The organism is Streptomyces sp. bgisy159 (genome assembly GCF_057707805.1).
Genome location: NZ_JBYIQX010000052.1, coordinates 1 through 25,528, shown reverse-complemented (window position 1 = coordinate 25,528; position 25,528 = coordinate 1). Strand labels below are relative to the sequence as shown.

General features: G+C 71.6%; 18 protein-coding genes and 1 pseudogene. 16 read left to right on the top strand and 3 right to left on the bottom strand.

The annotated features are described in order from the left end of the window. Positions 1-6 precede the first annotated feature (6 nt). From AC3ET3_RS31895 to AC3ET3_RS31860, 8 genes are all read left to right on the top strand, one after another. Positions 7-1,134, top strand: a complete 1,128-nt coding sequence (locus AC3ET3_RS31895; RefSeq protein ID WP_435613372.1) for a branched-chain amino acid aminotransferase — start codon at positions 7-9, stop codon at positions 1,132-1,134. Further along, positions 1,131-1,388 (top strand): acyl carrier protein, encoded by a 258-nt coding sequence (locus AC3ET3_RS31890; RefSeq protein ID WP_435613371.1) that lies wholly within the window; start codon positions 1,131-1,133, stop codon positions 1,386-1,388. The genes AC3ET3_RS31895 and AC3ET3_RS31890 overlap by 4 nt, the downstream gene beginning before the upstream one ends. Further along, positions 1,385-2,692 (top strand): ATP-grasp domain-containing protein, encoded by a 1,308-nt coding sequence (locus AC3ET3_RS31885; RefSeq protein ID WP_435613370.1) that lies wholly within the window; start codon positions 1,385-1,387, stop codon positions 2,690-2,692. Before AC3ET3_RS31890 ends, AC3ET3_RS31885 begins: the two co-directional genes overlap by 4 nt. Further along, positions 2,689-3,972, top strand: coding sequence for an MFS transporter (locus tag AC3ET3_RS31880; protein WP_435613369.1), 1,284 nt, complete (start codon positions 2,689-2,691; stop codon positions 3,970-3,972). The genes AC3ET3_RS31885 and AC3ET3_RS31880 overlap by 4 nt, the downstream gene beginning before the upstream one ends. Positions 3,973-4,174: 202 nt before the next feature. Beyond that, positions 4,175-4,327, top strand: a complete 153-nt coding sequence (locus tag AC3ET3_RS31875) for a hypothetical protein (protein ID WP_435613368.1) — start codon at positions 4,175-4,177, stop codon at positions 4,325-4,327. A gap of 34 nt (positions 4,328-4,361) precedes the next feature. Beyond that, positions 4,362-5,309 carry a diiron oxygenase gene (locus tag AC3ET3_RS31870; RefSeq protein ID WP_435613367.1) on the top strand — a complete coding sequence of 316 codons (948 nt, stop codon included), beginning with the start codon at positions 4,362-4,364 and terminating at the stop codon, positions 5,307-5,309. Positions 5,310-5,334: 25 nt separating this feature from the next. Continuing rightward, positions 5,335-6,309 carry an ornithine carbamoyltransferase gene (locus AC3ET3_RS31865; RefSeq protein WP_435613366.1) on the top strand — a complete coding sequence of 325 codons (975 nt, stop codon included), beginning with the start codon at positions 5,335-5,337 and terminating at the stop codon, positions 6,307-6,309. 48 nt (positions 6,310-6,357) lie between these two features. Further along, positions 6,358-9,162: an AAA family ATPase gene (locus AC3ET3_RS31860; RefSeq protein ID WP_435613365.1), complete on the top strand. Its 2,805-nt coding sequence runs from the start codon at positions 6,358-6,360 to the stop codon at positions 9,160-9,162. Between the two features lie 82 nt (positions 9,163-9,244). Here the strand turns inward: AC3ET3_RS31860 and ectB are convergent, their stop codons facing one another. Further along, positions 9,245-10,519 carry a diaminobutyrate--2-oxoglutarate transaminase gene (gene ectB, locus AC3ET3_RS31855; RefSeq protein ID WP_435613364.1) on the bottom strand — a complete coding sequence of 425 codons (1,275 nt, stop codon included), beginning with the start codon at positions 10,517-10,519 and terminating at the stop codon, positions 9,245-9,247. Positions 10,520-10,537: 18 nt separating this feature from the next. Further along, complete coding sequence (locus tag AC3ET3_RS31850; protein ID WP_435613363.1) at positions 10,538-11,527, bottom strand: AMP-binding protein; 990 nt, start codon at positions 11,525-11,527, stop codon at positions 10,538-10,540. 243 nt (positions 11,528-11,770) lie between these two features. On the opposite strand from AC3ET3_RS31850, the gene AC3ET3_RS31845 reads away from it, so the two are divergent. From AC3ET3_RS31845 to AC3ET3_RS31825, 5 genes are all read left to right on the top strand, one after another. Next, on the top strand, positions 11,771-12,511 hold the full coding sequence (locus AC3ET3_RS31845; protein ID WP_435613362.1) for a hypothetical protein: 741 nt from the start codon (positions 11,771-11,773) through the stop codon (positions 12,509-12,511). Further along, on the top strand, positions 12,508-15,585 hold the full coding sequence (locus AC3ET3_RS31840) for a condensation domain-containing protein (protein WP_435613361.1): 3,078 nt from the start codon (positions 12,508-12,510) through the stop codon (positions 15,583-15,585). The genes AC3ET3_RS31845 and AC3ET3_RS31840 overlap by 4 nt, the downstream gene beginning before the upstream one ends. A gap of 256 nt (positions 15,586-15,841) precedes the next feature. Further along, positions 15,842-16,915 (top strand): phenylalanine--tRNA ligase subunit alpha, encoded by a 1,074-nt coding sequence (locus AC3ET3_RS31835; protein WP_435613360.1) that lies wholly within the window; start codon positions 15,842-15,844, stop codon positions 16,913-16,915. Positions 16,916-16,924: 9 nt separating this feature from the next. Then, positions 16,925-18,973 carry a phenylalanine--tRNA ligase subunit beta gene (locus tag AC3ET3_RS31830; protein ID WP_435613359.1) on the top strand — a complete coding sequence of 683 codons (2,049 nt, stop codon included), beginning with the start codon at positions 16,925-16,927 and terminating at the stop codon, positions 18,971-18,973. Between the two features lie 231 nt (positions 18,974-19,204). Then, positions 19,205-20,206: a helix-turn-helix domain-containing protein gene (locus AC3ET3_RS31825; RefSeq protein WP_435613358.1), complete on the top strand. Its 1,002-nt coding sequence runs from the start codon at positions 19,205-19,207 to the stop codon at positions 20,204-20,206. A 632-nt stretch (positions 20,207-20,838) separates the two neighbouring features. Here the strand turns inward: AC3ET3_RS31825 and AC3ET3_RS31820 are convergent. Continuing rightward, positions 20,839-22,458, bottom strand: coding sequence for an IS1182 family transposase (locus AC3ET3_RS31820; RefSeq protein WP_488191841.1), 1,620 nt, complete (start codon positions 22,456-22,458; stop codon positions 20,839-20,841). Between the two features lie 444 nt (positions 22,459-22,902). On the opposite strand from AC3ET3_RS31820, the pseudogene AC3ET3_RS31815 reads away from it, so the two are divergent. From AC3ET3_RS31815 to AC3ET3_RS31805, 3 genes and pseudogenes are all read left to right on the top strand, one after another. Next, positions 22,903-23,854: pseudogene (locus AC3ET3_RS31815) on the top strand (transposase); the annotation flags it as partial. A 77-nt stretch (positions 23,855-23,931) separates the two neighbouring features. Then, entirely contained in the window at positions 23,932-24,201 is a 270-nt protein-coding gene (locus AC3ET3_RS31810) for a Tn3 family transposase (protein WP_432159207.1), read from the top strand. A 317-nt stretch (positions 24,202-24,518) separates the two neighbouring features. Then, complete coding sequence (locus tag AC3ET3_RS31805; RefSeq protein ID WP_432159206.1) at positions 24,519-25,280, top strand: SDR family oxidoreductase; 762 nt, start codon at positions 24,519-24,521, stop codon at positions 25,278-25,280. Positions 25,281-25,528 lie beyond the last annotated feature (248 nt).

The window sequence follows — 25,528 nt, the reverse complement described above, 5'->3', positions numbered from 1 at the left end:
TGCCTCATGATCACCACTGACTCGGCCACGGAGGCCACGCATGCCGCACCGGCCGTCTTCACCCGGCGGCTCAGCACCCGGCGTGCCACCGCGCAGGAGCGGGCCGCGCGGTCCGCGGACGCGTCCTTCGGCACCGCCTTCACCGAGCACATGGTCACCCTGCGGTGGACCCGCCAGGAGGGCTGGCACGACGGCCGGGTGGAGCCGTACGCGACGCTCGCCCTGGACCCGGCGACCGTCGGCCTGCACTACGGGCAGGCCGTCTTCGAGGGGCTCAAGGCCTACCGGACCGCGGACGGCCGCACGGCCGTGTTCCGTCCGCATGCGCACGCCGAACGCTTCCGCCGCTCGGCGGCCCGGCTGCTCATGCCGGAACTGCCCGAGGAGACCTTCGTCCGCGCCGTGGAGGAACTGGTCACGGCCGACGAGGCATGGGTCCCCGGCGAGCCCCACCGCAGCCTCTACCTGCGCCCGCTGATGTTCGCCTCCGAGACCGGGCTGGCCCTGCGCCCCGCCGACGAGTTCCGGTTCCTGCTGATCGCCTTCGTCACCGAGGGCTTCTTCGGCGAACCCCGCCCGATCACCGTGTGGGTGAGCGAGGACCACACCCGGGCGGCCCCCGGCGGCACCGGGGCGGCCAAGTACGCCGGCAACTACGCGGCCTCGTACGCGGCGCAGGCCCAGGCCGGCGAGCACGGCTGCGACCAGGTGGTCTGGCTGGACTCGCAGGAGCGCCGCTGGGTGGAGGAACTCGGCGGCATGAACGTCTTCTTCGTCGAGCGGGACGGCCCTGCCAGGAAGCTGGTGACGCCGCCCCTGTCCGGGACGATCCTGCCCGGCGTCACCCGCGACACCCTGCTGCGGGCGGCGCCCGGACTGGGCCTGGACGTCGAGGAACGGCGCATCGCCGTCGACGAGTGGCGCGAGGGCTGCCGCAGCGGCCGGATCAGCGAGGTCTTCGCCTGCGGCACCGCCGCACAGGTCACCTCCGTGGGCACGGTCCGCACGGCCCGCGACGAGTTCAGCGTCGGTGACGGCCGGCCCGGACTGGTGGCCGGAATGCTCTCGGACCTGCTCTCCGGAATTGAACGAGGGCTGGCCCCCGATCCCCAGAAATGGATGCACTACGTATGACGACAGCGGAAGGAACCCAGAACATGGCCGAGGTGCTCGACGTGGTCGCCGGCATCTGGAAGGAGGTGCTGCTCACCGACGTCGGGCCGGATTCCGACTTCTTCGAGGAGGGCGGCCACAGCCTCGCCGTGCTGCAGCTGGTCAGCCGGCTCAACGAGCACTACGGAGTGGAGCTGTCCATGCGGGACATCTTCGACCACCCCACCCTCGGCGAGTTCGCCGGTGCCGTGCACGAGAGGGTGAGGGCGGCGTGACGGGCCGGCGCAAGGTCCTCAAGGTGCTGTACGCGCCCGGGGCCCTGGGCCCCGTGGAGCTGATGCGCACCCTCAGGCCGGTGGCCGACCTCGTCGTCGCAGTGCCGCGGCCGCTGCGGGACGACCCCGGCATCGCGATGCTGTCGCAGATGCTCCCGCCGGTGTTCTACGACCCCGACGGCCCCGGCCCGGACATGTCCGGGATCGACGGGGTGGTGACGTATTCCGACAGCCTCGTGCGCACGGCGGCGGACCTCGCCGTGCGGCACGGCCTGCCCGGGCAGTCGCCGCAGACCGCGGTCGCCCTCACCGACAAGTTCGTGCAGCGCACCACGCTGGCCGAGCACGGCGTCGACGCGGTCCGCTGCGCGCTGCTGCGGCACCCTCGGGACTGGGAGCGGGCCGTGGCGACCGTGGGGCTGCCCGCGGTCGTCAAGCCCACGGTGGGTTCCGCGAGCCGCAACACCTTCCCGGTGACCGACGCGGCGGCTGGTGCGGCGCTCGTGCGGGAGCTGCTCACCCCGGGGGAGGGCGGTGCGCCCGAGCGGGAGCTGATCCTGGAAGAGATGCTCATCGGCACTGACCAGGGCCACCACGGCGACTACTGCTCGGTGGAGAGCATCGTCGCGGACGGCAAGGCGGTCCATCTGCCGCTGTCCAAGCTCCGGTTGGTGTCCCCGTTCCGGGAGCCCGGGCAGTTCTGCCCGAGCCACCTCGACGCCGCCGCCCGGGCCGAGGTGACGGATCTCGCCGACCGGGCGCTGAAGGCGCTCGACTTCCGCTGGGGAGTGACCCACACCGAGATCAAACTGACCGCGCGGGGGCCGCGGATCATCGAGGTGAACGGCCGCATGGGCGGCTACACCAACGAGGTGATCTCCCACGCGGGCGGGTCCAGCCTGGTCATGCACGCGGCGTGCCTGGCGCTAGGGGAGAACCCCCCGTTCACGCCGCCGCCCGAGGACCGGCTCGCCTTCCAGTTCAGCCACCTCGCGTCGCCCACGTCGACCTGCCTGGTGCGAGTGGAGGGCACCGACCGGCTGAAGAAGCTGCCGGGCGTGATCAACCACCGGCTGCTGCTGGCACCGGGCCGGCCGATGCGGCCGGGGGTCAGCACCCAGGAGTTGGACATGCTCAACGCGGTGGCCGACGACCACGACGCCATGTACAGCCTGCTGGAACGGGTGCACCATCTGCTGCGGTTCACCGTGCGGCTCCGGGAGGAGGACGGCGTCGAGCGTGAGGTGACGCTGTCGGGCTGGGAGCTGCCGAGCGCCGCGGCACTGAAGGGAGAGCGGGCATGAGCGTCGACACCGGCACTGACGCCGACCAGGAGGAGCGCCGCAAGGCGGCGATGGAGGCCGAGGAGAACGACCCCCGGCTACGGCGGGCCAAGCGCAGGCTGTTCGCCATCTTCGGGATCGGTTCCTTCGGCGCCGGCGCCTTCACCGCGTCGCAGGTGCTGTTCTTCACCGAGTCGCTGCACCGCACCCCGGGGCAGATCAGTGTCGCGCTGAGCACCGCCGGCGCGGTCGCCATGGTCTTCGTCCTGCCGTTCAGCAAGGCGGCGGACCGGCTGGATCGGCGGCGCCTGCTTGCCCTGCTCCACCTGGCGAGCGGGCTGGCCTTCCTCGGCTACCTGCTGCCCGTCTCCCTGGCCGGGTTCGTGGTGGTCACCGGGGCCGTGGTGATCGTGCAGCGGCTGCTGTCGCCGGTCCGGTCCGGGCTGATCGCGGTGATCTTCCCGGCGACCCGGGTACGCGTCCGCGCGGCCACCTACGTGGCGTTCAACGGCGGGTTCGCGCTGGGCAGTCTGGGCGCCGCCTGGGCCATCGGCGTGGGCACTCAGCAGGCGTACAAGGTGCTGCTGCTGGTCGACGTGGCCGCACTGCTGGTGTGCGCCGTGCTCACCATGACACTGCCGCCCGCGGCGGCGGCCGAGCCGGACGCCCCGCCCCGGCGCGGGTACGCCGCCCTGCGGGACCGGCCGTTCCTCGTCGCGACGGTCACCAACCTCTTCGGCTGCCTGCACGACTCGGCCCTGTTCATCGGGCTGCCCCTGTGGCTGATCCAGCGCACGGGGGCGCCGCACTGGACGGTGCCGGCGATCACGGTCACCAACTGTGTGCTGGTGGTGCTGCTGCAGACCCGGCTGACCCGCGGCACCGACACGACCGGGGGCGCGGCGCTGGCCCAGTGGCGGGGCACGCTCGCCATGGGCGCTGGCTGTGCCCTGCTGTGCTTCACCGCAGGCGGGTTCGGGGTGACCGAGTACGCCCTGCTGACCGGGGCGGTCGTCCTGCTCACGGTGAGCGAGATGGTCCAGTCGGCCGGGGCCTGGGGGCTGTCGTACATGCTCGCCGACGAGTCCCGGGTGACCGAGTACCAGGCGGTGTTCGGGCTGAGCCTGGACACCCAGGAGATCGTCGGGCCGATGCTCGTCACCGGCCTGGTGCTGGGTGTTCCGCACGGCGCCGGCTGGATTCTGCTCGGCGCGCTGGTGGTGGTGCCCTCGTTCGTGGGCACACGGCTCACGCTCGGTGGTCGCGTGCCGTGGCGCAAGCCCGGACAGCAGGCGGCCTGAGCCCCCTGACGGGCCGGACCGGTACCTGGCATCACCTTGCCATCGCACCTGTCTGCCAGCGGTTACGTCTTCTCTCCACGCCTCACAGCCAACAAAGTTTCTGTTGTGAGACCGACGGCCCCCTCCGTGCCCGGCCGGCACGGGGGGTCCGGTCCGGTCATGCCGCAGCAGACCCCTGTTCCGATGAAGGTAAGGACGAGCCATGACCGTTCTGAAGACGATCATCAGGTGGATCGCCCCGGCCCTGGTGGCCGCCGCCGTGCTGCCGCTCGCGGCGGGTGGGGAGACGCCAGTCGGTCACGATGTCCGGGTGGCGGTCAGCGACGGTCCGGCCGGCGACGTCGGCTGGCAGTGACCGTGCCGCGACCGACGCCCCGGGTGGCTGACCGATGACGTACACCATGGCCGAACTGAAGGTGTTCGAGAACTGGTACGACAAGGCGGGAGTGCGGGCCACGCCCCGCCGTCTCACCCCGCAGGACCGCGACGTTCTCAAGCACTTCTTCCCCAAGCACCTGATCCCGCACCTGAACCACCCGCTGGTCGCGGCCCAGGAAGCACCGCTGAGGCGCTATGTCGAGGCCCAGCACCTCTACCAGTGGCTGAACTTCACCGCCGAGTTCGAGGTCTCGGTGGTCCTGCGGGCCACCCAGCGCATCGCCGACAACAAGAGCGGGCTCGAACTCTCCCGGCGCCTGCGCATGGACGCCTTCAAGATCTGCGTCGACGAGAACTACCACGCGCTCTACAGTATGGACGCCGTCGACCAGCTGGAGCACCGGTCGGGCATCAAGTCGCTGGACTACGAGTTCCAGCCCTTCTTGGCCCGCCTCGACGGCGTCGCGGACGCCCACCCGGACCATCGCCGACTGGTGCAGCTGCTCCAGGTGGTGGTCTTCGAGACGCTCATCACGGCCCTGCTGAACGATGTGCCCAAGGACACCGGTGTGATCACCCTGGTCCGGGACATCGTCAAGGACCACGCCATCGACGAGGGCCGGCACCACGCGTACTTCGCCGAGTTCTTCAAGCACCTGTGGGGGCAGCTCAGCACGAGCGAGCGCCGCCTCGTCGCCCGGCTGCTGCCCGGGATCGTCGTGGAGTCCCTGCAGCCGGCGACCCGGTCCGCCCGTGCCGCGCTCCGGCACGCCGGCCTCAGCGACGACACCGTCACCACCGTCATCAACGAGTCCTACGACCGTGTGTCCGTGCTGAACGGCATCGTCCACGCCTCCGCCCGGACCGTGGCGCTGTTCGAGGAGTGCGGCGTGCTCGACATCCCCGACGGACTGGACGCGTTTGCCCGCGCGGGTTTCCCCCAAGCCAGCGCCCACTAGTACCGAGAAGAATCGGAGAGAGCACATGGACGCCACCAGGTTTTCGCCCCGGCAGCCCCTGCTGAGCCTGTCCGGCCTGTCGGCGGGCGACATCGCCGCGCTGGGCGACGTCGCGTTCGCCTACGGCACCTCCCGCGCACCCTTTCGCGGCCTGCTGGACGGCGCCAAGGTCGGTCTGCTCTTCACAGCGCCCTCCACCCGCACCCGGACCTCGTTCTGGAGCGCGGCCCGCACTCTGGGTTGCGACACCCTGCACTTCGGCGCGGCCGACCTCCAGGTCGGCACCGGCGAGAGCTGGGGCGACACCGGCCTGGTCCTAGGCAACTACCTGGACGCGGCGGTCGTCCGCACCAACGGCCCGCAGCAGGAGATGGAGGAGCTGGCGCGTTCCCTGCCGGCCACGGTCAACGCGCTCAGCTACGAGGAGCACCCCACCCAGGCCATCGCCGACCTGTGCGCCCTGCGCGGCCACTTCGGCCCCGTCGGCGGCCCCTCCGGCCGCGGCCTGCGCCTCGCCTACCTCGGGCTGGTCAACAACACCGCCCGGGCGCTGGCCCTGCTGGCGACCAGGACGCCGGGCCTCACCCTCGACGTCTACAGCCCGGTCGGGCGCGGGTTCACCGACGATGAGGTCAAGGCGCTGAACGCCCTGGCGGACCGGGACGCGATCACCCAATACGACCGCCTCCCGGCCGCGCCCGACCCGGTGGACGCCGTGTACACCACGCGCTGGCAGTCCATGGGCGTGCCCTACGAGGAGGACGACTGGGCGGACGCCTTCCGTCCGTTTGCCGTCACGGCGGACACCATGCGCCGCTTCAGCGGCGGCACGGAGGCCCTCTTCATGCACGACCTGCCAGCCATCCGGGAGCTGGAGGCCACCTCCGAGGTCATCGACGGCCCCCTGTCGCTGGTCCGCAGCCAGGCCTACCACAAGGAGTCCGCGGCGGCGGCGGCCCTGTTGTACGTGCTCGGCAACCGCGAGGCGCCCGTGGCCTGACCGGCCCGCTCCGCTCACCACCGCGCGCACCTTGGGGGGGATCAACCGGTGTACCTGGTCGAACGGGACGAACAACTTCTCCGGCTGGAGGCGTCGTTCCGGCGCGGTGCGGTGGGCACCGGCGGCGCCGCACTGATCGAGGGCGCCCCGTCGGCCGGGAAGACGGAGCTGCTGCACCGGGCCGTGCAGGACGCGGGCCGCGCCGGCGCCCTCGTCCTGAACGCGGCCTGCTCGGCAGCCGAGCACTCCCTGCCGTTCGGCGTGTTCGAGCAGCTGCTGCACAGCGTCCGGCTGCCCGACGGGCTTGCCGCCCAGGCCGCCGGGTCGCTCCAGCGGGCGGCCGCCCGGGCGCCGCAGGACACGGACGGGTTCGGCACGGTCGGCCCTGAACTGGCCCGGTCGCTGCGCGAACTGACCTTGCCGCTGCTGGAACTCGCCGAGGGCACGGCCGTGGTGATCGCCGTCGACGACGTCCACTGGGCGGACGCCCCGTCCCTGCACTGCCTGCTCTACCTGGTACGCCGGCTGCGCTCGACCCGGATCACCATGGTGCTCACCGCCAGCGCGCTGCCCGCCGAGGGCCCGGAGTCCCCGTCCGTGCGCACCGCCTTCCGCGCGGAGCTGCTCGGCCAGCCGCACTGCGAGAGCATGGGCGTGGCCCCGCTGTCGCACGAGGGGGCGCTGCGGATGGCGCGTGCCGCGCTCGGGCAGCGGGGAGCCGACCGCTTGGCGGAGGATCTGGCCGACGCGGGCGGCAACCCGCTGCTGCTGCGGGCCCTGATCGAGGACGTCCGCGCGGGCGGCGCCGCCGGATACGGCGACTCAGCGTACGTCCGGGCGGTGCTGTCCCTGATCCACCGCGGTTCCCCGCCCGGCCTGCGGCGTACCGCCCAGGCGCTGGCGGTGCTCGGTGACGACGCCTCCCCGGATCTGGTCGCCCAACTCGTCGGCGTGGAGGCCGATGCCGCCGCGCAGTGCCTGGACCTGCTGACCGGCGCCGGCCTATTGTCCGGCGGGGTGTTCCGCCGGGACGCCGCCCGGCGGGGCATCCTGGCCGCGCTGCCGGTGCGCGAGCGCGCGACGCTGCGGTTGCGGGCCGCGCAGCTGCTGCACGACCACGGAGCGGACGGCGCCCGGGTGACCCGGCTGCTGCTGTCCTGCGGGCTGCCCCCGCAGCCGTGGGCCGTGCCTGTGCTGCTGGAGTCCGCCGAGCGGGACCGGCGCGACGCCGAGCGGCAGCGGGCGGTCGCCACCCTGGAACTGGCGCTGGAGGGATGCGCCGACGAGCGGGAGCGGGCGACCGTGCGGGCGGCGCTGGCCGCGGCGCAGTTCGAGGTGTCCCCAGCTGGCTCCTGCGCCCACCTCGACGCCCTGGTGTGCGCCGCCGAGGACGGGCACCTCGGCGTGCCCGACACCCGCGCCCTGCTCCATCAGTCGCTGTGGCACGGCCGGCACGACGCGGCCCGCCGGGCGCTCGCCACGCTGCGCGCCCGCGCCGGCGGCGACCCCACGGTGAACGCCGGACTGCTCGACACCACGCGATGGATCGCCTGGGCCCACCCGGGCGTGACCGCCGCCGAGCGGGCCATCGCCAGCCCGCCTCCACAGACCGGCCCCGAGCTGTGGTTGCGCCCCACCGCTCACCTGCTCGACGCGCTGACCCGGGGCCGTCCCGGCGAGGCCGTCGCGCGGGCCGAGCAGGTGCTCACCGAACGCTGCGCCTGGTCCGGCGACCTGACCGCCACCGCAACGACCTGCGCGGCCCTGACCGTGCTCGTCGCCGCCGGCCGGGCCGGCGCGGCGGCCCAGTGGTGCGACCTGCAGCTGCCCCGGCCGGCCCGTCTCCTCGCCCCCGCCTGGCGGGCCCTCCTGCACGCCGTGCGGGCGGAGGCCGCCCTTCACCTGGGTGATCTGCACGCGGCGCGGGAGCACAGCGGCACCGCCCTCGACGCGCTGCCCCCGGCCTCCTGGGGAGTGGTGTCCGGGCTGCCGCTAAGCGTCGCCGTGCTGACGGCCGTCCGCACGGGCCACCTCGACGAGGCCGCCGAGCTGCTGGCGAGGCCGGTCCCCGCGGCCCTGTTCGAGACCCGTTACGGCCTGCAGTACCTGTACGCCCGCGGCCGCCACCACCTCGCGGCGGGGCGCCCGCATGCCGCTCTGGCGGACTTCCACCGATGCGGCGAACTGATGCGCGCCTGGGGCGTCGACGTGCCCGGAGTCGTGCCCTGGCGCACCGCCGCCGCCGAGTGCTGGTTCCTGCTGGGCCGCCCCGAGGAGGCGGCGAAGCTCACCGCGGAGCAGCTCGCGACGGCGGCCGGCGCCCCTGCCGACCGTGGCCGTGCCCTGCGGCTGCGGGCCGCCGCGGCGCCCTTGGAGCGGCGGCTGCCGCTGCTGACCGAGGCGCTGGAGGTGCTGGAGTCCTGCGGGGACCAGTACGAGCCGATCGGTGTCCTCATGGACTTGGGCGAGGTCTGTCACCGGCTGGGCGACTCGGCCCGCGCCCGCGCCTACTCCCGGCGCGCCCGCCGCATGGCCGAGGTGCACGGCGCGGCGCCCCCGGCGGTGCCGTCGGTGCGGCCGGGGGCTCTGCCGGCCGGCGACCCGGCCGCGGATCCGGCCGACGGGGACGGTGCGGCCGTGCTCACGGAGTCCGAGATCCGGGTGGCGGCGCTCGCCGTCCGCGGGCACACCAACCGGGAGATCGCCACCCGGCTCTTCGTCTCGGCCAGCACGGTCGAGCAGCATCTGACCCGGGTGTACCGCAAGCTCGGGGTGCGCAGCCGCAAGGAGCTGCCGACCCATCTGCCAGGTTCCCCGGCCGGACCCCACGCCGCAGCGGTCCTGGCCTCCTGAGCGGCGCACCTGCCGCACCGGCCGCCCGTACGGCACCGCCGTACCGTACGGATCGTCCGGTCCTGATGGCCGGGTGCGGTGGTCACCCCGTCTCGGCGACCGCCCGGGTGATCACGTCCAGCCCCCACTCCAGTTCGTCGACGGTGCAGGTGAGCGGGGGCAGCAGCTTAACCACCTCGTCGCGCGGGCCCGCCGTCTCGATGACCAAGCCCTGCTCGAAGCACCGGCGGCGGACCTCGGCGGCATGCTCGGGCATGTCGAAGGCCAGCCCCCACACCAGGCCGCGTCCGCGCACCGAGACGCCCTCGCCAGCCCGGGTGTGGCTGATGCGGCGCAGCGCCAGCTCCGTCTGGTCGCCGTGCGTGAATACCTGCTTCTCCAGCTGGTTGTCCGACCAGTAGGTGTGCAGGGCGGCTGTGGCCGTGACGAAGGCCGGGTTAGGGCCCCGGAACGTGCCGTTGTGCTCGCCGGGCCGCCACACGTCGAGTTCGGGTCGCAGCAGGGTGACGGCCAGCGGAAGGCCGTACCCGCTCAGCGACTTGGAGAGGGTGACGATGTCCGGTTCGATGCCGGACTCCTCGAAGGAGAAGAACGTTCCCGTCCGGCCGCAGCCCATCTGGATGTCGTCGACGATCAGCAGCATGTCGTGCTGCTTGCAGATCCGGCTCAGCTCGCGCAGCCACTCCGGGCGGGCCACGTTGACGCCGCCCTCGCCCTGGACGGCCTCGACGATCACGGCGGCCGGATGCGGGAAGCCGGACCCCTTGTCGTCCAGCAGCTGCCGGAACCAGCGGACGTCGGGGGCGCCCGTGTCACCGTCCAGGTAACGGTCGAAGGGCAGGTGGTACGAGGGCAGCCGCGGGATGCCGGGGTTCTCGCTGCGGGCCGCGGCGCCACTGACCGACATGGAGCCCAGCGTCATCCCGTGGAAGGCGTGGGTGAACGACACCACGGCCTCGCGGCCGGTCGCCTTCCGCGCGAGCTTCAGCGCCGCCTCCACCGCGTTGGTGCCCGACGGCCCCGGGAACATCACCTTGTAGGTGAGGCCGCGCGGGCGCAGGATGAGGTCCCGGAACGACTCCAGGAACGTCCGCTTCGCCTCCGTGTACATGTCCAGGCTGTGCGTGATGCCGTCGTGCGTCAGGTAGTCGAGCAGAGCCCGTTTCAGCACCGGATTGTTGTGCCCGTAATTCAGGGTTCCGGCGCCCACGAAGAAGTCGAGAAAAGCCCTGCCGTCCTCGTCGTACATATGACTGCCCTGGGCGCGGGTGAAGACGGTCGGCCAGGTGCGGCAGTAACTGCGCACCTCGGACTCGACGGACTCGAAGACGGTGGTGTCGGAGTGGAGGGGGGCCATGGGAACTCCTTCGTGGGGTCAGCGGGTGGTGACGAGTTCCGCGTAGCAGGCGATGTCCGCGGCCTCGGTCGGGCCGTAGACGTTCAGGATCCGGGCGTGGAAGTGCCCGGAGTCGATCCACGGGCGCAGGGCCGTCAGGTCCGGGGATTCGGCGCCCAGAGCCAGGCAGCGCAGCGCGTCCAGATGCCGGAAGCCCTCCGCCGCGGCGAGTTCCACCACCGGGTGGAACTGGCTGGGCACGGCCGGGTTGAAGACGGAGATCCGCTCCCGGGCCAGGTGCTCCAGCAGCGCGGCGGGGTCGAAGGGGCCCTCGGGGAAGAGGACCAGGGCGGCGCCGGTGAGCAGGGGCGTGAGATAGCTGCGGATCGACGCGTCGAAACTGGAGGCGATCACCTGCAGGACCCGGCTGTCCTCGTGGATGCCGCATGCGTCCCGGCACCAGGTCAGCGTGTTGATCAGGGAAGCCATCCCGACCTGCACGCTCTTGGGCCGGCCAGTCGAACCGGACGTCTGGATCACGTACGCGGCGGCGGCCGACGCGTGCCGGTCGGCGACCGCGGATCCCGCCGTCGGCGCGGACGCGTCCGCGAGCAGGGCCGGGACCTCGACGCGCGCCACGCCCCGCGCGGCGGTCAGGCCGGGCAGCCGGTCGTCCAGCGCGTGACGGGAGAGCACCACGGGCGGCAGGGTGTCCTCGGCCAGGGCGCTCAGCCGCGAGTCCGGCAGCGCCGGGTTCAGCGGCGTGTAGACACCGCCGGCGACGAGCACCGCCAGCATCGAGACGACCAGTTCGTACGAGCGGGGCAGCAGGACGCCGACGGACACCTCCCGCCCGACGCCGCGGGCCACCAGATCGGCGGCCAGCTTCTCCACGTCCCGGGCCAGTTCGCCGTACGTGCGGCGGGCCTCTCCGTCGACAACGGCTTCCGCGCCGGGCCGGCGCGCCGCCTGAGCCAGGAAGAGAGCGCCTGCCGTGCGCCCTTCCCATGAAGCGTTTTCGGCATTCATACGGCCTCGAATTCTGTTGCGGGAAGCACTGCTTCAGAACGACACACCCTTTCGCCCGACGACCGTAGACACGGCCTGCGCGGCGGACAACGCGCGTCGGCGAAGAATGGGACCTCGCCCCCTGCGCATTCCGGATTCCCGGGGTGCGGGCAGGGGGGTGGTAGGGGTTGTGACGCGCCTCGGTGCGGTGCGGGAATGGCGACTGATCCGTCCGCCTCTCCACCGACCAGGGAGCCAGGGACCGTGCCCACTCACGTACGCATCGGCCGGCGTTACAACGGCCCTCCCGATAGCGCCAACGGGGGTTACGCCTGCGGTGTCTTCGCCGAGGCGGCGCGCCCCGTGCTCGGCACCGGCGGGCGCGGTGGCACCGGGGACGTCGTCGTCCAGCTCCTCGCGCCGCCGCCGCTGGAGACCGACCTGAGGGTCGTCGCCGGACGGCGCGTCACCTTCTGGGACGGGGACGACCTCATCGCCTCGGCCGCGGTCGGCGCCGTACCGCAGGAGCCCGTCGGCTTCGTCGACCCGCCGACGGCGCGCCGGGCCGAGCAGGGCTACGCCGGCCGCGCCGGCCACCCCTTCGACACCTGCTACGTCTGCGGCCCCCGGCACGACGACCACGGGCTGCGGCTGGCGCCAGGACCGGTAGCCGGCCGCGCCGGCACCACGGCGTGCACCTGGACCCCCGGGGACGAGCACACGGGCGACGACGGACTGGTCCGGCCCGAGCTGGTCTGGGCGGTGCTGGACTGCCCGGGCGGCTGGACGTTCGACCCGGTGGCCACGCCGATGGTCCTCGGCCGGATGACTGCACGCGTCCGCGCGTTGCCGCGCGCGGGCGAGACCACGGTCCTCACGGCCCGCGGCGTGCCGTCCGCCGACCGGGCCGTCCGGTGCGAGACTGCGATCTTCCGCCACGATGGCACGGAACTCGGCAGGAGTTCGGCCGTGTGGGTGCGACGAGACGAGAAGGCTCTGTCATGACGACTCCCCCGACCACCACCCCCCACGGGGCCGCCGCCCCGTCGGCCGCACAGGCCGGCGGACCCCGGATCGAGGACGTCCTGGGACTCTCTCCGCTCCAGCAAGGCCTGCTGTTCCACGCCGAGTTCGACGAGGCGGACCAGGACTCCTACGCGATCCAGCTCGTGCTCCGGCTGGACGGGCCGTTGGACGCGGCCGCGCTGTGGCGCGCCGCGGACGCCCTGCTCCAGAGGCACTCCTCCCTGCGGGCCGCCTTCCGGCACCGCCGCACCGGCGAGCCGATCCAGGTCATCCCCACCCGGGTCCGCGTGCCCCGCACCGAGCACGACCTGTCCGGACTCGGCGCGGACGACCAGGACGCCGCACTGGCCCGGCTGGCCGAAGAGCAGCGCACCGCCCGCTTCAACCTGCGCCGCCCTCCCGCGGTGCGGTTCGCCCTCGCCCGCCTCGGCGACCACGCGCACCGGCTGCTGCTGACCTGCCACCACATCCTGCTGGACGGCTGGTCCCTGCCGCTGCTCGTCGACGACCTGATGACGCTCTACGGCACGGCGGTGCGGGGCGGACGGCTGCCCGAGGACGCCGGTCTGCCGCCCGCCGTGCCCTACCGCGACTATCTGAAGTGGCTAAAGTCCCGCGACGACGCGGCGGCCCGGGCGCACTGGCGCCAGGCGCTGGACGGCGTCGACGGCCCCACGTATCTCGTGCCGGGCGGGCGGGCCACCGGTGCCCCCCGCAAGCTGCGGCGGACCCTCAGCGCCGGGACGAGCGCCGCCCTGACGCGGCTCGCCCATGGGCAGGGGCTCACCCTCAACACTGTCGTGCAGGGCGCCTGGGGCCTGCTGCTCGGGCGTCTGACCCGGCGGGACGACGTCGTCTTCGGCACCGTGGTCTCCGGGCGTCCCCCCGAGCTGCCCGGTGCAGAGCGGATGGTCGGCCTGTTCATCAACACGGTCCCCGTCCGGGTGCGCATGCGCCACGACGAATCCGTCGCCCGGGTGCTCGGGCGGCTGCGGGACGCCCAGACACGCCTGCTGGACCACCAGCACCTCGGACTGGCCGAGATCCAGCGCCTCGCCGGGGCCGGGGACCTCTTCGACACGCTGCTGGTCTTCCAGAACTACCCCGGCGGCCCCGACGAGGAGACGCCCGTCCACGGGCTGCGCGTGAGCACCGTCGACGCCCACGACGCGACGCACTACCCCGTCAGTCTCATGGCCGTGCCCGGTGAGGAGCTGCTCCTGGACCTGACGTACCGGTCCGGCGCCGCCGTGCCCGGGGGCGCCGATCGGCTGCTCGCCCGGCTGGCCCTGGTGCTGGAGCAGATGGCCCGTCGGCCCGACCTGCCGGTCGGGGACGTCGACGTCGTCGGGGACGAGGAGCGCCGCGACCTGCTGGACCGCTGGAACAACAGCCCGCGCGAGCGCGCGCCGGTGCCGCCGGGCGCCATCGCCCCCATCGGCAGGCCCGTTCCCGGTGACCGGGCCTACGTCCTGGGCCCGGCCGGGGAACTCCTGCCGGCGCAGGTGATGGGCGAGCTGTACCTGGCCGGTGCCGGGATCGCCCGCGGCTACCTCAACCGGCCGACCATGACGGCCGCCGCCTTCCGGCCCGACCCGTATGGTGCGCCCGGCACCCGCATGTACCGCACGGGCGACCTGGCCCGCTGGCGGGCCGACGGGCAACTGGAGTACCTGGGCCGGGCCGATCACCAGGTCAAGATCCGGGGATACCGGATCGAGCTGGCGGAGATCGAGGCCGCTCTCGCCGCCCACCCGTCGGTGACCGGCGCCGTCGTCCTCGCCCGGGAGGACACGCCGGGCCGCCGCAGGCTGGTCGCCTACGTCGTCGCCCGGCCGGACGAGGATCCCGGCGACGCCGAGCTGCGGCGCCACCTCGCCGCCCTGCTGCCCGACTACATGGTGCCGCAGGTGTTCGTGCGGCTGGACGCCCTCCCGGTCACCGTGCACGGCAAGGTGGACCGCAAAGCCCTGCCAGCCCCCGACGCCGCCCTTCCACAGGTTGGCCGGCCGCCGAGCACCCCGCGGGAGAAGGCGCTGTGCGCGGCCGTCGGCGACATCCTCGGCGTCCCGGACGTCAGCCTCGACGACAACCTCTTCGACCTGGGCTGCGACTCGCTGACCGCCGCCCGGATCGTCGGCCGGGTCAACGGCGAAGCGGGGCTGCGCCTGACCGTCCGCCGGCTCTACGAGGCACCGACGGTGGCCGGGATGCTGGCCTGGGCCGCCCCCTCGGAGGACGGCACGCGCAGCTCCTCGACCGCCGGCCTCGACACGCTGATGGCGATCCGCCGCGAGGGCGGTCCGACCCCGCTGTTCTGCTTCCACCCCGGCAGCGGCCTCAGCTGGTGCTACACCGGACTCGCGCGCCTCCTCGGCCCCGACCAGCCGCTCTACGGCGTGCAGGCCGCCGTTCTCACGGACCCCGGCGCGGCACCCGGTTCCGTGGCGACCATGGCCGAGCACTATCTCGGCCTGCTCCAGCGGGTGCAGGGCACGGGCCCCTACCGGCTCCTGGGCTGGTCGTTCGGCGGCGTCGTGGCCCACGCCGTGGCCTGCCTACTCCAGGAACGCGGGGAACGGGTGGAGCTGCTGGCCCTGCTGGACTCCTTCCCCCGGGCCGCCGACGACGCGGCGCCCACCCCGGCCAATGAGCACCGGCTGTTCGCCGAAGGGCTGGGCCTGGACCCCGCCCTGCTGCCGGAGGGCGGGACGACGCCGGGCCAGGTGCTGCACGCCGCCCGCACCGTGGGCAGCCCGCTCGCCGAGCTGGATGAGGAGGCCGTTGCGGCCCTGATGAAGGCGTCGGCCCACCATGTGCGGCTGATGCGCCACCACACCCCGGGCACGTACGCGGGAGACGTGCTGGCCTTCGACGCCGGGCGGGGACGGCCCGTGGCCGCCGGCTCGGCCGAGCTGTGGCGGCCGTACGTCACGGGCGTGATCGAGCAGCACACCGTCGACGCGGTCCACGAGCAGCTGGCGAGCCCCCCGGCGCTGGCCCGCGTCGCCTCCGTGCTCACCGGCAAGGCGGGGCGGGATCAAGCCATTTGAGACCTGCCGGGCCGCCGGTCCGTTTGCCTGCTCGCGGTGCGGCTGGCACACTTGCGGCCCATGAAGGTCTCCGCGTTCCGATTTATGTGCCCCGGGGTTGCCGGGTGCCACGACGCGTCGAGCTAGCAGTCCTTCCCCGGCGCCAGCGGCAAGCACCGTAGGGCAGCCCCGGGGGCACTCTCCCCCCTTCTCCACGGTGCGCCGACCCAAGCCCTGCCCGGTGGACGGGCCATGACTTCCAGAGAGTGAGACTTTCATGACCGATCGCACCCGCGATCCGGCATCTCTGCTGCGTGAGGTGGAGGAGATCAGGGAAAGGGCGCTCGCCGACATCAGCGGCGCCTCGGCACCGGCCGACGTTGCGGACGTCCGGCGCGACGTGCTGGGCAAGTCTGGTTCCCTGCTCCGGCTCCGGCGCGGCATTGGCGCCCTGGCACCCGAGGACCGCAAGGTGATCGGTGCGGCCCTGCACGAGGCGCATGAACTGCTCACGGCCACCCTGGACACGCGGGAGCGGGAGCTGCTCGACGCGGAACCCGCCCTGTCCGCGCCGTTCGACGTCACGCTCCCCGGCCTGCGGCCCGGCCCCGGCACGGGCGGCATGCATCCGACCGTGCAGCTGATGTACGACCTCAACGACGCGTTCGCCGCGCTCAACTTCGACGTCTACGAAGGCCCAGAGATCAGTTCCGAGCTGTACGAGTTCGACCACATGAACTTCCCCGCCGGTCACCCGGCCAGGGAGAGCATGGACACCTTCTGGCTCGGCGGCACCGAGGAACGCCAGGGGGCGGAGCGCCTGTGCCTGCGTCCGCACCTCACCGGGGCGAGCGTGCGGTACATGCGTGAGCACGAGCCGCCGTTCCGGTTCGTATATCCGGGCCGGGTCTACCGGAACGAGAGCACGGACGCCCGGCACGAGCGCGCGTTCTTCCAGTACGAAGTGCTGCTGGTGGACGAGAACATGCCGATGACGGCCGGCAAGTTCCTCGTCGACACGATCCTGGACACCGTCTTCGGGCGGCCCGTCCGCACCCGCATGAGGACGGGCTTCTTCCCCTTCGTGGAGCCTGGCTTCGAGATCGACATGGAGTGCCAGGTGTGCGCCGGGCAGGGCTGCCGCACCTGCGGCCAAGTCGGCTGGCTGGAGATCATGCCCGGCGGCATGCCGCACCCCAACGTGCTGCGCGCGGGCGGCCTCGACCCGGACCGCTGGACCGGCTTCTACGTCAACGTCGGTCTGGACCGGCTCGTCATGATGCGCTACGGCATCGACGACGTCCGGCTGATGCACAGCGCCGACCTGCGGTTCCTGAGCCAGTTCGCCTAGGAGGGCACGATGAAGGTATCGCTCGAGTGGCTCTCCGACTTCGTCGACCTCCCCGCCGACAGGAGCCCCGCGCAGCTCGCCCACGACCTCACCCTGAAGACGGTCGAGGTGGAGAACGTCGTCGAGGTCGAGGGCGACGTCGTCCTGGAGATCGACAACAAGTCGCTCACCAACCGGCCGGACCTGTGGGGGCACTACGGCATCGCGCGGGAGTTCGCGGTCATCTACGGCCTGCCGCTGCGGACCTTACCAGCCGCCGCGCGGCCGGGGGCGGTCGACGGCCTGATCGGCACGCTGGACCCGGCGCTGTGCCGGCGCTTCACCACCGTGGAGTTCACCGTCGACCAGGTGGCCGGCACACCGCGGTACGTCCAGGACCGGCTCCGCCGCATCGGCGAGAGCACGAACGGGCTGTTGGTCGATCTGAGCAACTACGTGATGTTCACGGTCGGCCAGCCCACCCACGTCTATGACCGTGACCGCCTCGCCCCGCCGCTGTCGGTGGGATGCGCCGAGGCGGGCACCGCCCTGGAACTACTCAACGGCCACAAGGCCCAGCTCACCGAGGCCACCCCGGTCGTCCGGGACGACGCGACGCCCGTGGCCGTCGCCGGCGTGATGGGCAGCGAGGCCACCGCGGTGGACGCGGCCGGCCGCCGCTTCCTCCTGGAGGCCGCCACGTTCCTGCCCGGACCGGTGCGGGCGGCCACGCAGCGCCTGGGCCTGCGGACCGAGGCGTCGGCACGGTACGAGAAGGGGCTCGACACCCAGCGTGTGGACCAAGCCGTCGACCTCTTCCTGCACCTGCTCCGGGAGGTCGTGCCCGGCGCCGGCATCACGGGGATGCAGGATGTGACCGTGGAGCCCACGGAGCGGGCGCGGGTGCAGCTCACCCGGGAGTTCCTCGACAGCCGTATCGGCGAGGCCCTGGAGACATCCGAGCTGCACCGCATGCTGACCGCTCTGGGCTTCGACGCGGAGATCGACGACACGACGCTCCGGGTCACGGCACCGACCTGGCGCTCGACCGGCGACATCACCCTGGCCCACGACGTCCTCGAAGAGGTGGCGCGGATCCACGGGTACGACCGGCTCCCCAGGACGCGGACCAGCGTGACCCTGCACCCCGTGCGGTCGCTGAACCGCGCGCCGGTGGACCGCGTGATCCGGGAAGTGCTGGCCCACCGGTCCGGGTTGCAGGAGGTCATCACCTACCCCTGGCCCCCGGAGCAGCTGATGGCCGCCGTCGGCTTCCCGGTGGACCGGTTGGTCCGGTTCGAGGGCGGGCCAGCGCCCGACCGCGGCGCGCTGCGCCCCTCGCTCGTCCCCGGCCTGTTGGAGGCCGTCGCCACCAACCTGCGTCACACCCCGGAGTTCGGGGTGTTCGAGATCGGCACCGTCTTCGCGGCCGGTCCGCTCCAGCCGTACCAGGGACGGTACGAACCGCTTCCGCGGATGGGCAAGGCGCTCGTCCTCGCCCTCGTGGGCGAGGACGGACCGGTCCTCTTCCGGCGGGCCAAGGGCGTCCTGGAGCTGATCGTCCGCCATGCCCACCTCGACCGGGTGGGCTGGGCGCGCGGGGGCGACGCGGCGTGGGCGGACGGCACCGCGCGGCTGGCCGTCAGGTCGGACGAGACCCCCGTGGGCACGCTCGCGCTCCTGCCGCCCCGCATCCGGCGGGCGGCGGGGATCGACGGGGTGCAGGTGGCCTGCCTCGAACTCGATCTCGGGCCGCTGCACCGGCACGCGTCGCGCCACAACACCTTCCGGTCGATCCCCGAGCTGCCCGATGCGGATTTCGATCTATCGGTGGTGGTCGCCGACGAGGTGGCCTGGGAACGGATCGAGAAGTCCGTCAGGGAAGTCGACGAGGCGATCTCTGCCGTTTCCTATATCGGTGAGTTCCGTGACGGGTGGGTGCCCGAGGGGCACCGGTCGCTCACCCTCCGGGTGACGCTCCGGTCCCGGACGACGACGTTGACCTCGGAGTCCATCGGCACCGTGCGCGCAGACGTGGTCGAAGCACTGCACCGGGAATTCGGGGCACGTCTGCGCTGAGCGGACACGTTGTTGGTGCACGGGTCCGCGGACCGGCAGGGGAGAAAGACCGACTCTCTGCTGGTCCGCGTCCCGCGCGGAGTCACCGCACTCCTCAAGCGTGTTTCGGCCATCCTGCCGTCGAAGACGGGGCAGTCTTGCAACTCCCCCGGACGTCAATGTTGAATCTGTTCGAACCTGGGGCCTCGACCGACCCGGGTTCGCGTGACAAGGCAGACATGGGGGTGCTTTGTGGACGTCCTGGGGCTGGAGGAGCGGCAGCTCAAAGTCTATCAGGAGATGCTGCGCAAGCCCAGTGCCGGTGTGGATGAGCTCGCCGGTGAACTGGGGTGGTCTCCTGAAGAAGTGCGAAAATTTCTCGCCGAATTGGCCGAGCAGCAACTGGTTCGGCCCTCATGGGAGTCTTCCGGGGCATATCAGCCCATAAGCCCTCAGCTGGGACTGGCAGCGCTGATCGCGCGCAAAGAAGTCGACCTGATGCGGCTTCAGAGCGACCTGGCGGCGAGCAAGGTTCTCGCGGCGCGACTCGAAGAGGATTTCGTGCAGTCCGTCAGAGCCAAGGAAAACGGCGATGTGGAGCGCCTCATCGGCATCGAGGCCATACGCGCACGGATCGAGCAGCTTTCGTATGACTGCCGTAGCGAGGTACTGTCCTGTGCGCCAGACGGTGCGCAGACGGCGCAAAATCGTTCCGCCGGACGACCCTTGAACCAGATGCTTCTGGAGCGCGGCGTCAATTTCAAAACGATCTACCTCGACAGTCTCCGAAACGACCGGGAATCTGTTGAGTACGCGCAATGGCTGACCGATCTGGGAGCGGAGGTTCGCACCCGAGCCACTGTTCCCTCGCGCATGCTCATCTTCGACCGGGAGGTCGCGGTCGCCCCGCTCAACGCGGACGCCTCGGGAAGCGGCGCCCTGGTGGTCAAGGGCTCCGCCGTCCTCGTCGCCATGTGTCAGCTCTTCGACCTCCTGTGGCAGGAATCTCGTCCGCTGACCGTGGACCACAGGGTCCCGAAGGCCGACGACGATCTCGCCGCCCAGGAGCGGGCCCTGCTCGATCTGCTGGCCGACGGGCACACGGACGAGACCGTCGCCCGCCGTCTCGGCGTCTCGGTCCGCACTGCCCGCCGCATTACCGCTGACCTGATGGGCCGCGTCAGTGCCCGCAGCCGCTTCGAACTCGCTGTTCACGCGACCAGGCGGGGGTGGATCAGTGGTTCACATGGGTGAGATGGCATCCCTCCGAGCATGGGGCTTGGCTGGCCGAACAGGAGTCTTGGTCCAGTGATCAGGGCGTGGTGAGTCCCTCATCACCCGTGAACGGACGGTGCCGAGTGGGCCTGGGCAACCGACAAGCTTCAGCCAACCTCGCCATCGTCGAACGCGCCGACGACACCCATGCACTGAGCACATCAGCCCCGAGACCGACGACAAGCAGGGCAGCCCCTGGAGTACGGCGGCCCCGAACGGCAGAAGGTCGACAAGCGGGCTGGCAGGTGTACAACTCCCAAGCTGCGGGCGGCCGATCCCTGGTCAGAGATGTGGCGGCGGCCTCAACGGGCCAGACCGCGGGTGCGCTGAAGCCTCCCGCACCTCAGGCCCTTCACCGGCCGAACCGCTTCTGCCACCTCTCCCGGGAGTCGGAGGCATGGCGCAGGGTAGGTCCAGCAGGTACACGCCCCTGGTGAAAGGCTCAAAGCCACCGCTTCCCACGCCTTGGCGATCTTGGCTTGAGCCTTGGCGTAGCCCGCCTTGTCGTTCCGAAGTCCCGGTCGGTCGTTGCAGGCTCACACGCAACCGCGCAGTAGCCGCCCGCCAAGCGGCGAATGAGCGACTCTTTCGGTGATCTTGGTTTTCCTTGGTCACTGTCCTTGGCGCCACCAGCGGGGGCGGGGCAGTTCCTGGGCGTCGAGGTACTGCTGGAATGCTGTCGGCGGTCGGGGCCGGTAGGTGGAGTCGTCTGGCTCCTGCGTGCTGAGGCGTGCGATGTTGACAGAGATCGCGGTCAGCACGTGCTGGATGTGCGCTTTGGCTGTGCCCCGGTAGCGGCAGCGGCGCATCTGATGGGCGTTGGCCAGCACATTGGCCGTGCCCTCGACGCCGGAGCGGGAGGCGTAGAGGCGCCGCCATTGCGGATCTTGCTGGTCGGCGCGGTTCTGGGCCTGGAGGTCGTGGAGGCGACGAGGGAGGAAGTGTACGGTTCGTCCCTTGCGTGGATCGGTTGAGCGGGTGCACCCGCTGCGGTGGGGACACGGGCTGCAGTGCCGGGCGTCGAACGCCACGAGGGTATAGGGCGCTTGGGAGGGCGGTTCAGTCCAGTTTCCGCTGGTCTTTCCGCCGGGACAGGTGACCTGACGACGGTCGAAGTCGACAGCGAAGTCCTCGCGGGTGAAGCCGGTGCCGGCCTTGCTCTGCCAGGAGTTGTCGGGCGCGACGGGACCGATGACCTCGATGCGGTGGGTGCGGGCGGCGGTGTCCATCAGCGCGACGGAGGTGTAGCCGCCGTCGACCAGGTGTTGTGCGGGTAGCAGGTGGCGCCGTTCGAGCCGGGTGCGGATGCCGGGCAAGGCGGTGCTGTCCGCGGTCGGGACGGTCGTGGCCACGTCCGTGATCACGTTGACGCCCCTGTCGTCGCAGGTCTCGGTGACGTGGGCGAGGTAGCCGGTCCAGCGTCGGTGGCCGCGGCGCACCCAGCGTGCCTGCAGGCCGTACGGCGACTCGATGCGTAAGCGGGCGGGCGGGAGCCCGTCCTTCTCAGCCCGCGGGCATGGCCTGCCGTGAGCGTCAACGAGGAAGTTCTGCATCGTGATCTGGCGGAGTGCCTCCACAGCGGGGCCCGGAGTGGTCCCCGCGCCCCGGGCGTGGTCCAGGAGCCGGAAGGCATCGGCGCCGGCCTGCTTGAGCCGCGTGGCCGGCCGGCTGGGCTGGCTGACCAGGCGGACCTGTCGGCCGTAACGCAGGGCCCAGTCCTCGTCCACCAGACCGTCCAGCAGTTGCGGGTTGGTGCGGGCGGTCTCCTCCAGCGCGGCGCGGACCGCCTCCAGCACCAGCTCCAGACGGGTCAGCTCACGCACCGAGGCCAGCAGGCAGGTGGAGTCGGTGCGCTGCCGCCCACGGGCCTTGACCAGGCCCGCATCCTTCAGCCGTGCCAGCGCGAGATCGAACAGGGCGTCAGCGCGGCCGTTCTCGGCGAGCCGGTCCCGGAAGTCGGACAGCACGCTGTGGTGAAAGCCCGGATCGTCCAGTTCCAGCGCGAGGGCGTACTTCACGTCGATGCGACACCGCACCGCCTCGGCCGCCTGCCGGTCCGAGAGGTTCAGCAGGAACTGCAGCACGCTCACCGTGGCGAGCTGGGCCGGGGACAATCCCGGCCGCCCGTTGCGCGAGTACCAGGCGGCAAAGTCCTCATCACGCCACAACCCGTCCAGCCTGTCACGGACCCACATCGCGGTCGTCCCGTTCGGGTTACTCGCCCGCGCCACCTGCGCGGTCAACGACGGAACTTGCCCACCCGGACGAGCACGCAGCGACACCAACTCACCTCACGAAGACGTCCGACCTTCGAAACCGAGCCGAGCCTGCCTGATGATCACGCCATCGCGCCGGGGAATCTCAAGATCACCGACAGAGTCGCTCAATGGCCTCCGAGGCAGCCAGGGGGCCGATGCCGAACTCTTGCCACTGCGGTTCGATCCAAACTCTGTCCATGATCAGAAGCTCTCAAGATCAGAAAGACAACACTGCTTACCTCCAATGTGACGAAGAGTCTGTCGGCATTGATTGAGGAGATCTGAGAGGACAGGCCACCTGCCTGATCTGACCGGGAGCCCGTGGGACCTGCACGGTGGGAAACGATCAATCTCTTCCCGGGAAACGATCTCCGTTGCACGCGGGGAGCTGCTGACCAGCGCATTCCGTCGGTGCCCCGCCGGCACAGCTACGCCACGATCATCATCAACGCCGAGACTGGTGAGCGAATCGAGGTACTGCCCGGCCGCGAAGCCGCCACTCTGGAAGCCTGGCTGCGCGGGCATCGAGGCCGTGTGCCGGGACGGATCGGCCACCTACGCCGAGGCCGTCCGCAAGGAGGTCGCCGCGCACAGCACCTGCTGGGCGAAATCGGGCCCGCCCCCGGCCGAGGGGAGACAGGCCGGCCACTACCCGCGAGCGCTGGCAGCAGGTCCACGCCCTGCGCGAGCGCGGAGTCGGACTTCTTGAGTGCGCGCGTGCCTGAACCTGGCTCTCAACACCGTCAAGCGCTACGACCGCGTCGCCGAGCCCGAGCGCCTCATCCGCGCCCCCAAGTACCGGCCCACCCTCGTGGATCCCTACCGCGATCACCTGCGCCGACGCCGGCTGGAGAACCCAGCCGTCCCCGTCACCCATCTCCTCCAGGAGATCAGGGAACTGGGCTACACCGGCAGCTCGAACCTGCTCGTCCGCTACATCAACCAGGGCCGAGTCGAGGCCGACCGGCCCGCACTCTCGCCCCGGCGCCTCGCCCGCTAGCTGCTCACCCGACCCGACCGGCTCAAGGACCACCAGCGGGAACGCATCGAGGCCGCCGGCACCGCCTGCCACGAGATGACCGCTCTGGCCGACCTCATCCACCACTTCGCCGTGCTGCTGGATCCCGCCGACGGCAATGCCACCCTGCTGAGCACCTGGATCACCTCGGTCCAGGCCGAGGACCTGCCCCACCTGCATGCCTTCACCCGGGGCCTCGAGAAGGACCGCGCCGCAGTCGACGCCGCCCTCACCCTGCCGCACCACAACGGCGGTACCGAAGGCGTCAACAACAAAACCAAGCTGATCAAGTGCCAGATGTACGGTCGCGCGAGCTTCTCTCTCCTCCGCCACCGGTTCCTCCTGGGCTGACGACACCCTCCGTCACCACCGACTACGGAACAGACCCGAACGATTTACAGTCCCCGAACCGGCGCGACGAGCAGGAAATGTTCGTCCTCTGCCTGCGGATCCTCCAGTCCGCTCTGGTCTACGTGAACACCCTCATGCTCCAGGACATCCTCGGCGAGCCGGAGTGGGCCGACCTTCTGACACCGGCCGACCGGCGCGGCCTGGCCCCGCTGTTCTGGTCCCATGTCCGCCCCTACGGAGAGGTCAACCTCGACATGGACGCTCGCCTCAATCTCGCAGTGGCTGCGGTGCCAGGCCCCCGCACTGCGGGCGATGGGAAGTCGGCCGAGGAACGTACGGAGGCGTGAGCGACGCCGCCCCCGCGCGCTGGGCTGCTCGTGCCGGTCTGCGATGTGCAACCAGGCCGCCGCGTCGTACCCGGCCGCCATAGCGAGCTGGTCGATACGGTCGCCGAGCGGCTGCCCGCCATCTCCAAGCCCGCGTTCTCCAGCCCGCAGCGCAGACCCGGCCGCCCGGCCCAGGGGGGTACTGGCTCTCCCAGGGAAAGGCAGGCCCTAGTTGGCCGTCCCGGCCGGGCGCAGAGTGGTCCGCATCCGCCCTACCGCACCGACCCGCCGGGCCGGTCCACCGGGACCGGCCCGCGTAGCAGACCCAGGAGCACCCCATGAGCTATCCCGCCCTCGCCGCCCGTACCGCCGTCGTCACTGGAGCGGCCAGTGGCATGGGCGCGGCCACCGCCCGCCTGCTCGCAGCGGGTGGCGCCCGCGTCGCCCTGTTCGCCCGGCGCACCGATCGGTTGGACGCGCTGGCCGCCGAACTCACCGCCGCCGGGGGCCAAGCCCTGGCCGTCACCGCCGACGTCACCGACCAGGCCTCCGTCGACGCCGCCGCCAAGGCCGTCCACGATGCCTACGGCCGGGTCGACCTGGTGGTCAACAACGCCGGCGTGATGCTTCCCAACCCCCTCGCCGAGGGCCGGCTTGACGAGTGGACCCGCATGATCGACACCAACCTCACCGGCGCCCTGCGCGTCATCCGCGCGTTCACCCCCGACCTCACCGCAGCCGCCGCCGACGGCCGCACCGCCGACCTTGTCAACGTCTCCTCCATCGCCTCCCATGTTCCCTTCCCCGACTACGCCGTGTACGGGGCCACCAAGGCCGCCCTCACCCAGCTGTCCGCAGCACTGCGCACCGAGCTGGGCCCGCGCGACGTCCGGGTCAGCACCATCGAGCCGGGCCTGACCGACACCGAACTCGGTGAGCACATCGACAACCCGGAACTGCGCGAGCAGCTCGGCGGTATGTTCACGGCGATCCCAGCCCTCGTCGCCGAGGACATCGCCGACCTCATCGCGTACACCGTCAGCCGTCGCCAGCACGTCAACCTGCGCCAGTCGATCGTCCTGCCGACCCGCCAGGCCTGACATTTCCCCAGTCACCCACCAGAGCCGCCATGGGGGCATGTCCCGCTCGGCCATCGTCACCGAGCCACAGGACAGCGGCACCGTCGGCGGCGGTCTGGTGACCGCCATCCCTGCCTCCTGACGCGCAAAAGATTCGTTCCAAGGTCACCAAGTCTCTGGCACCTTCGATTTGCCCGCCCCACGGCGGGCGGCGGAGTCGCCCTGGGGCGCTGACCAGTGGGTGTGGGGGGGGGGGGGCCACAGGGGAA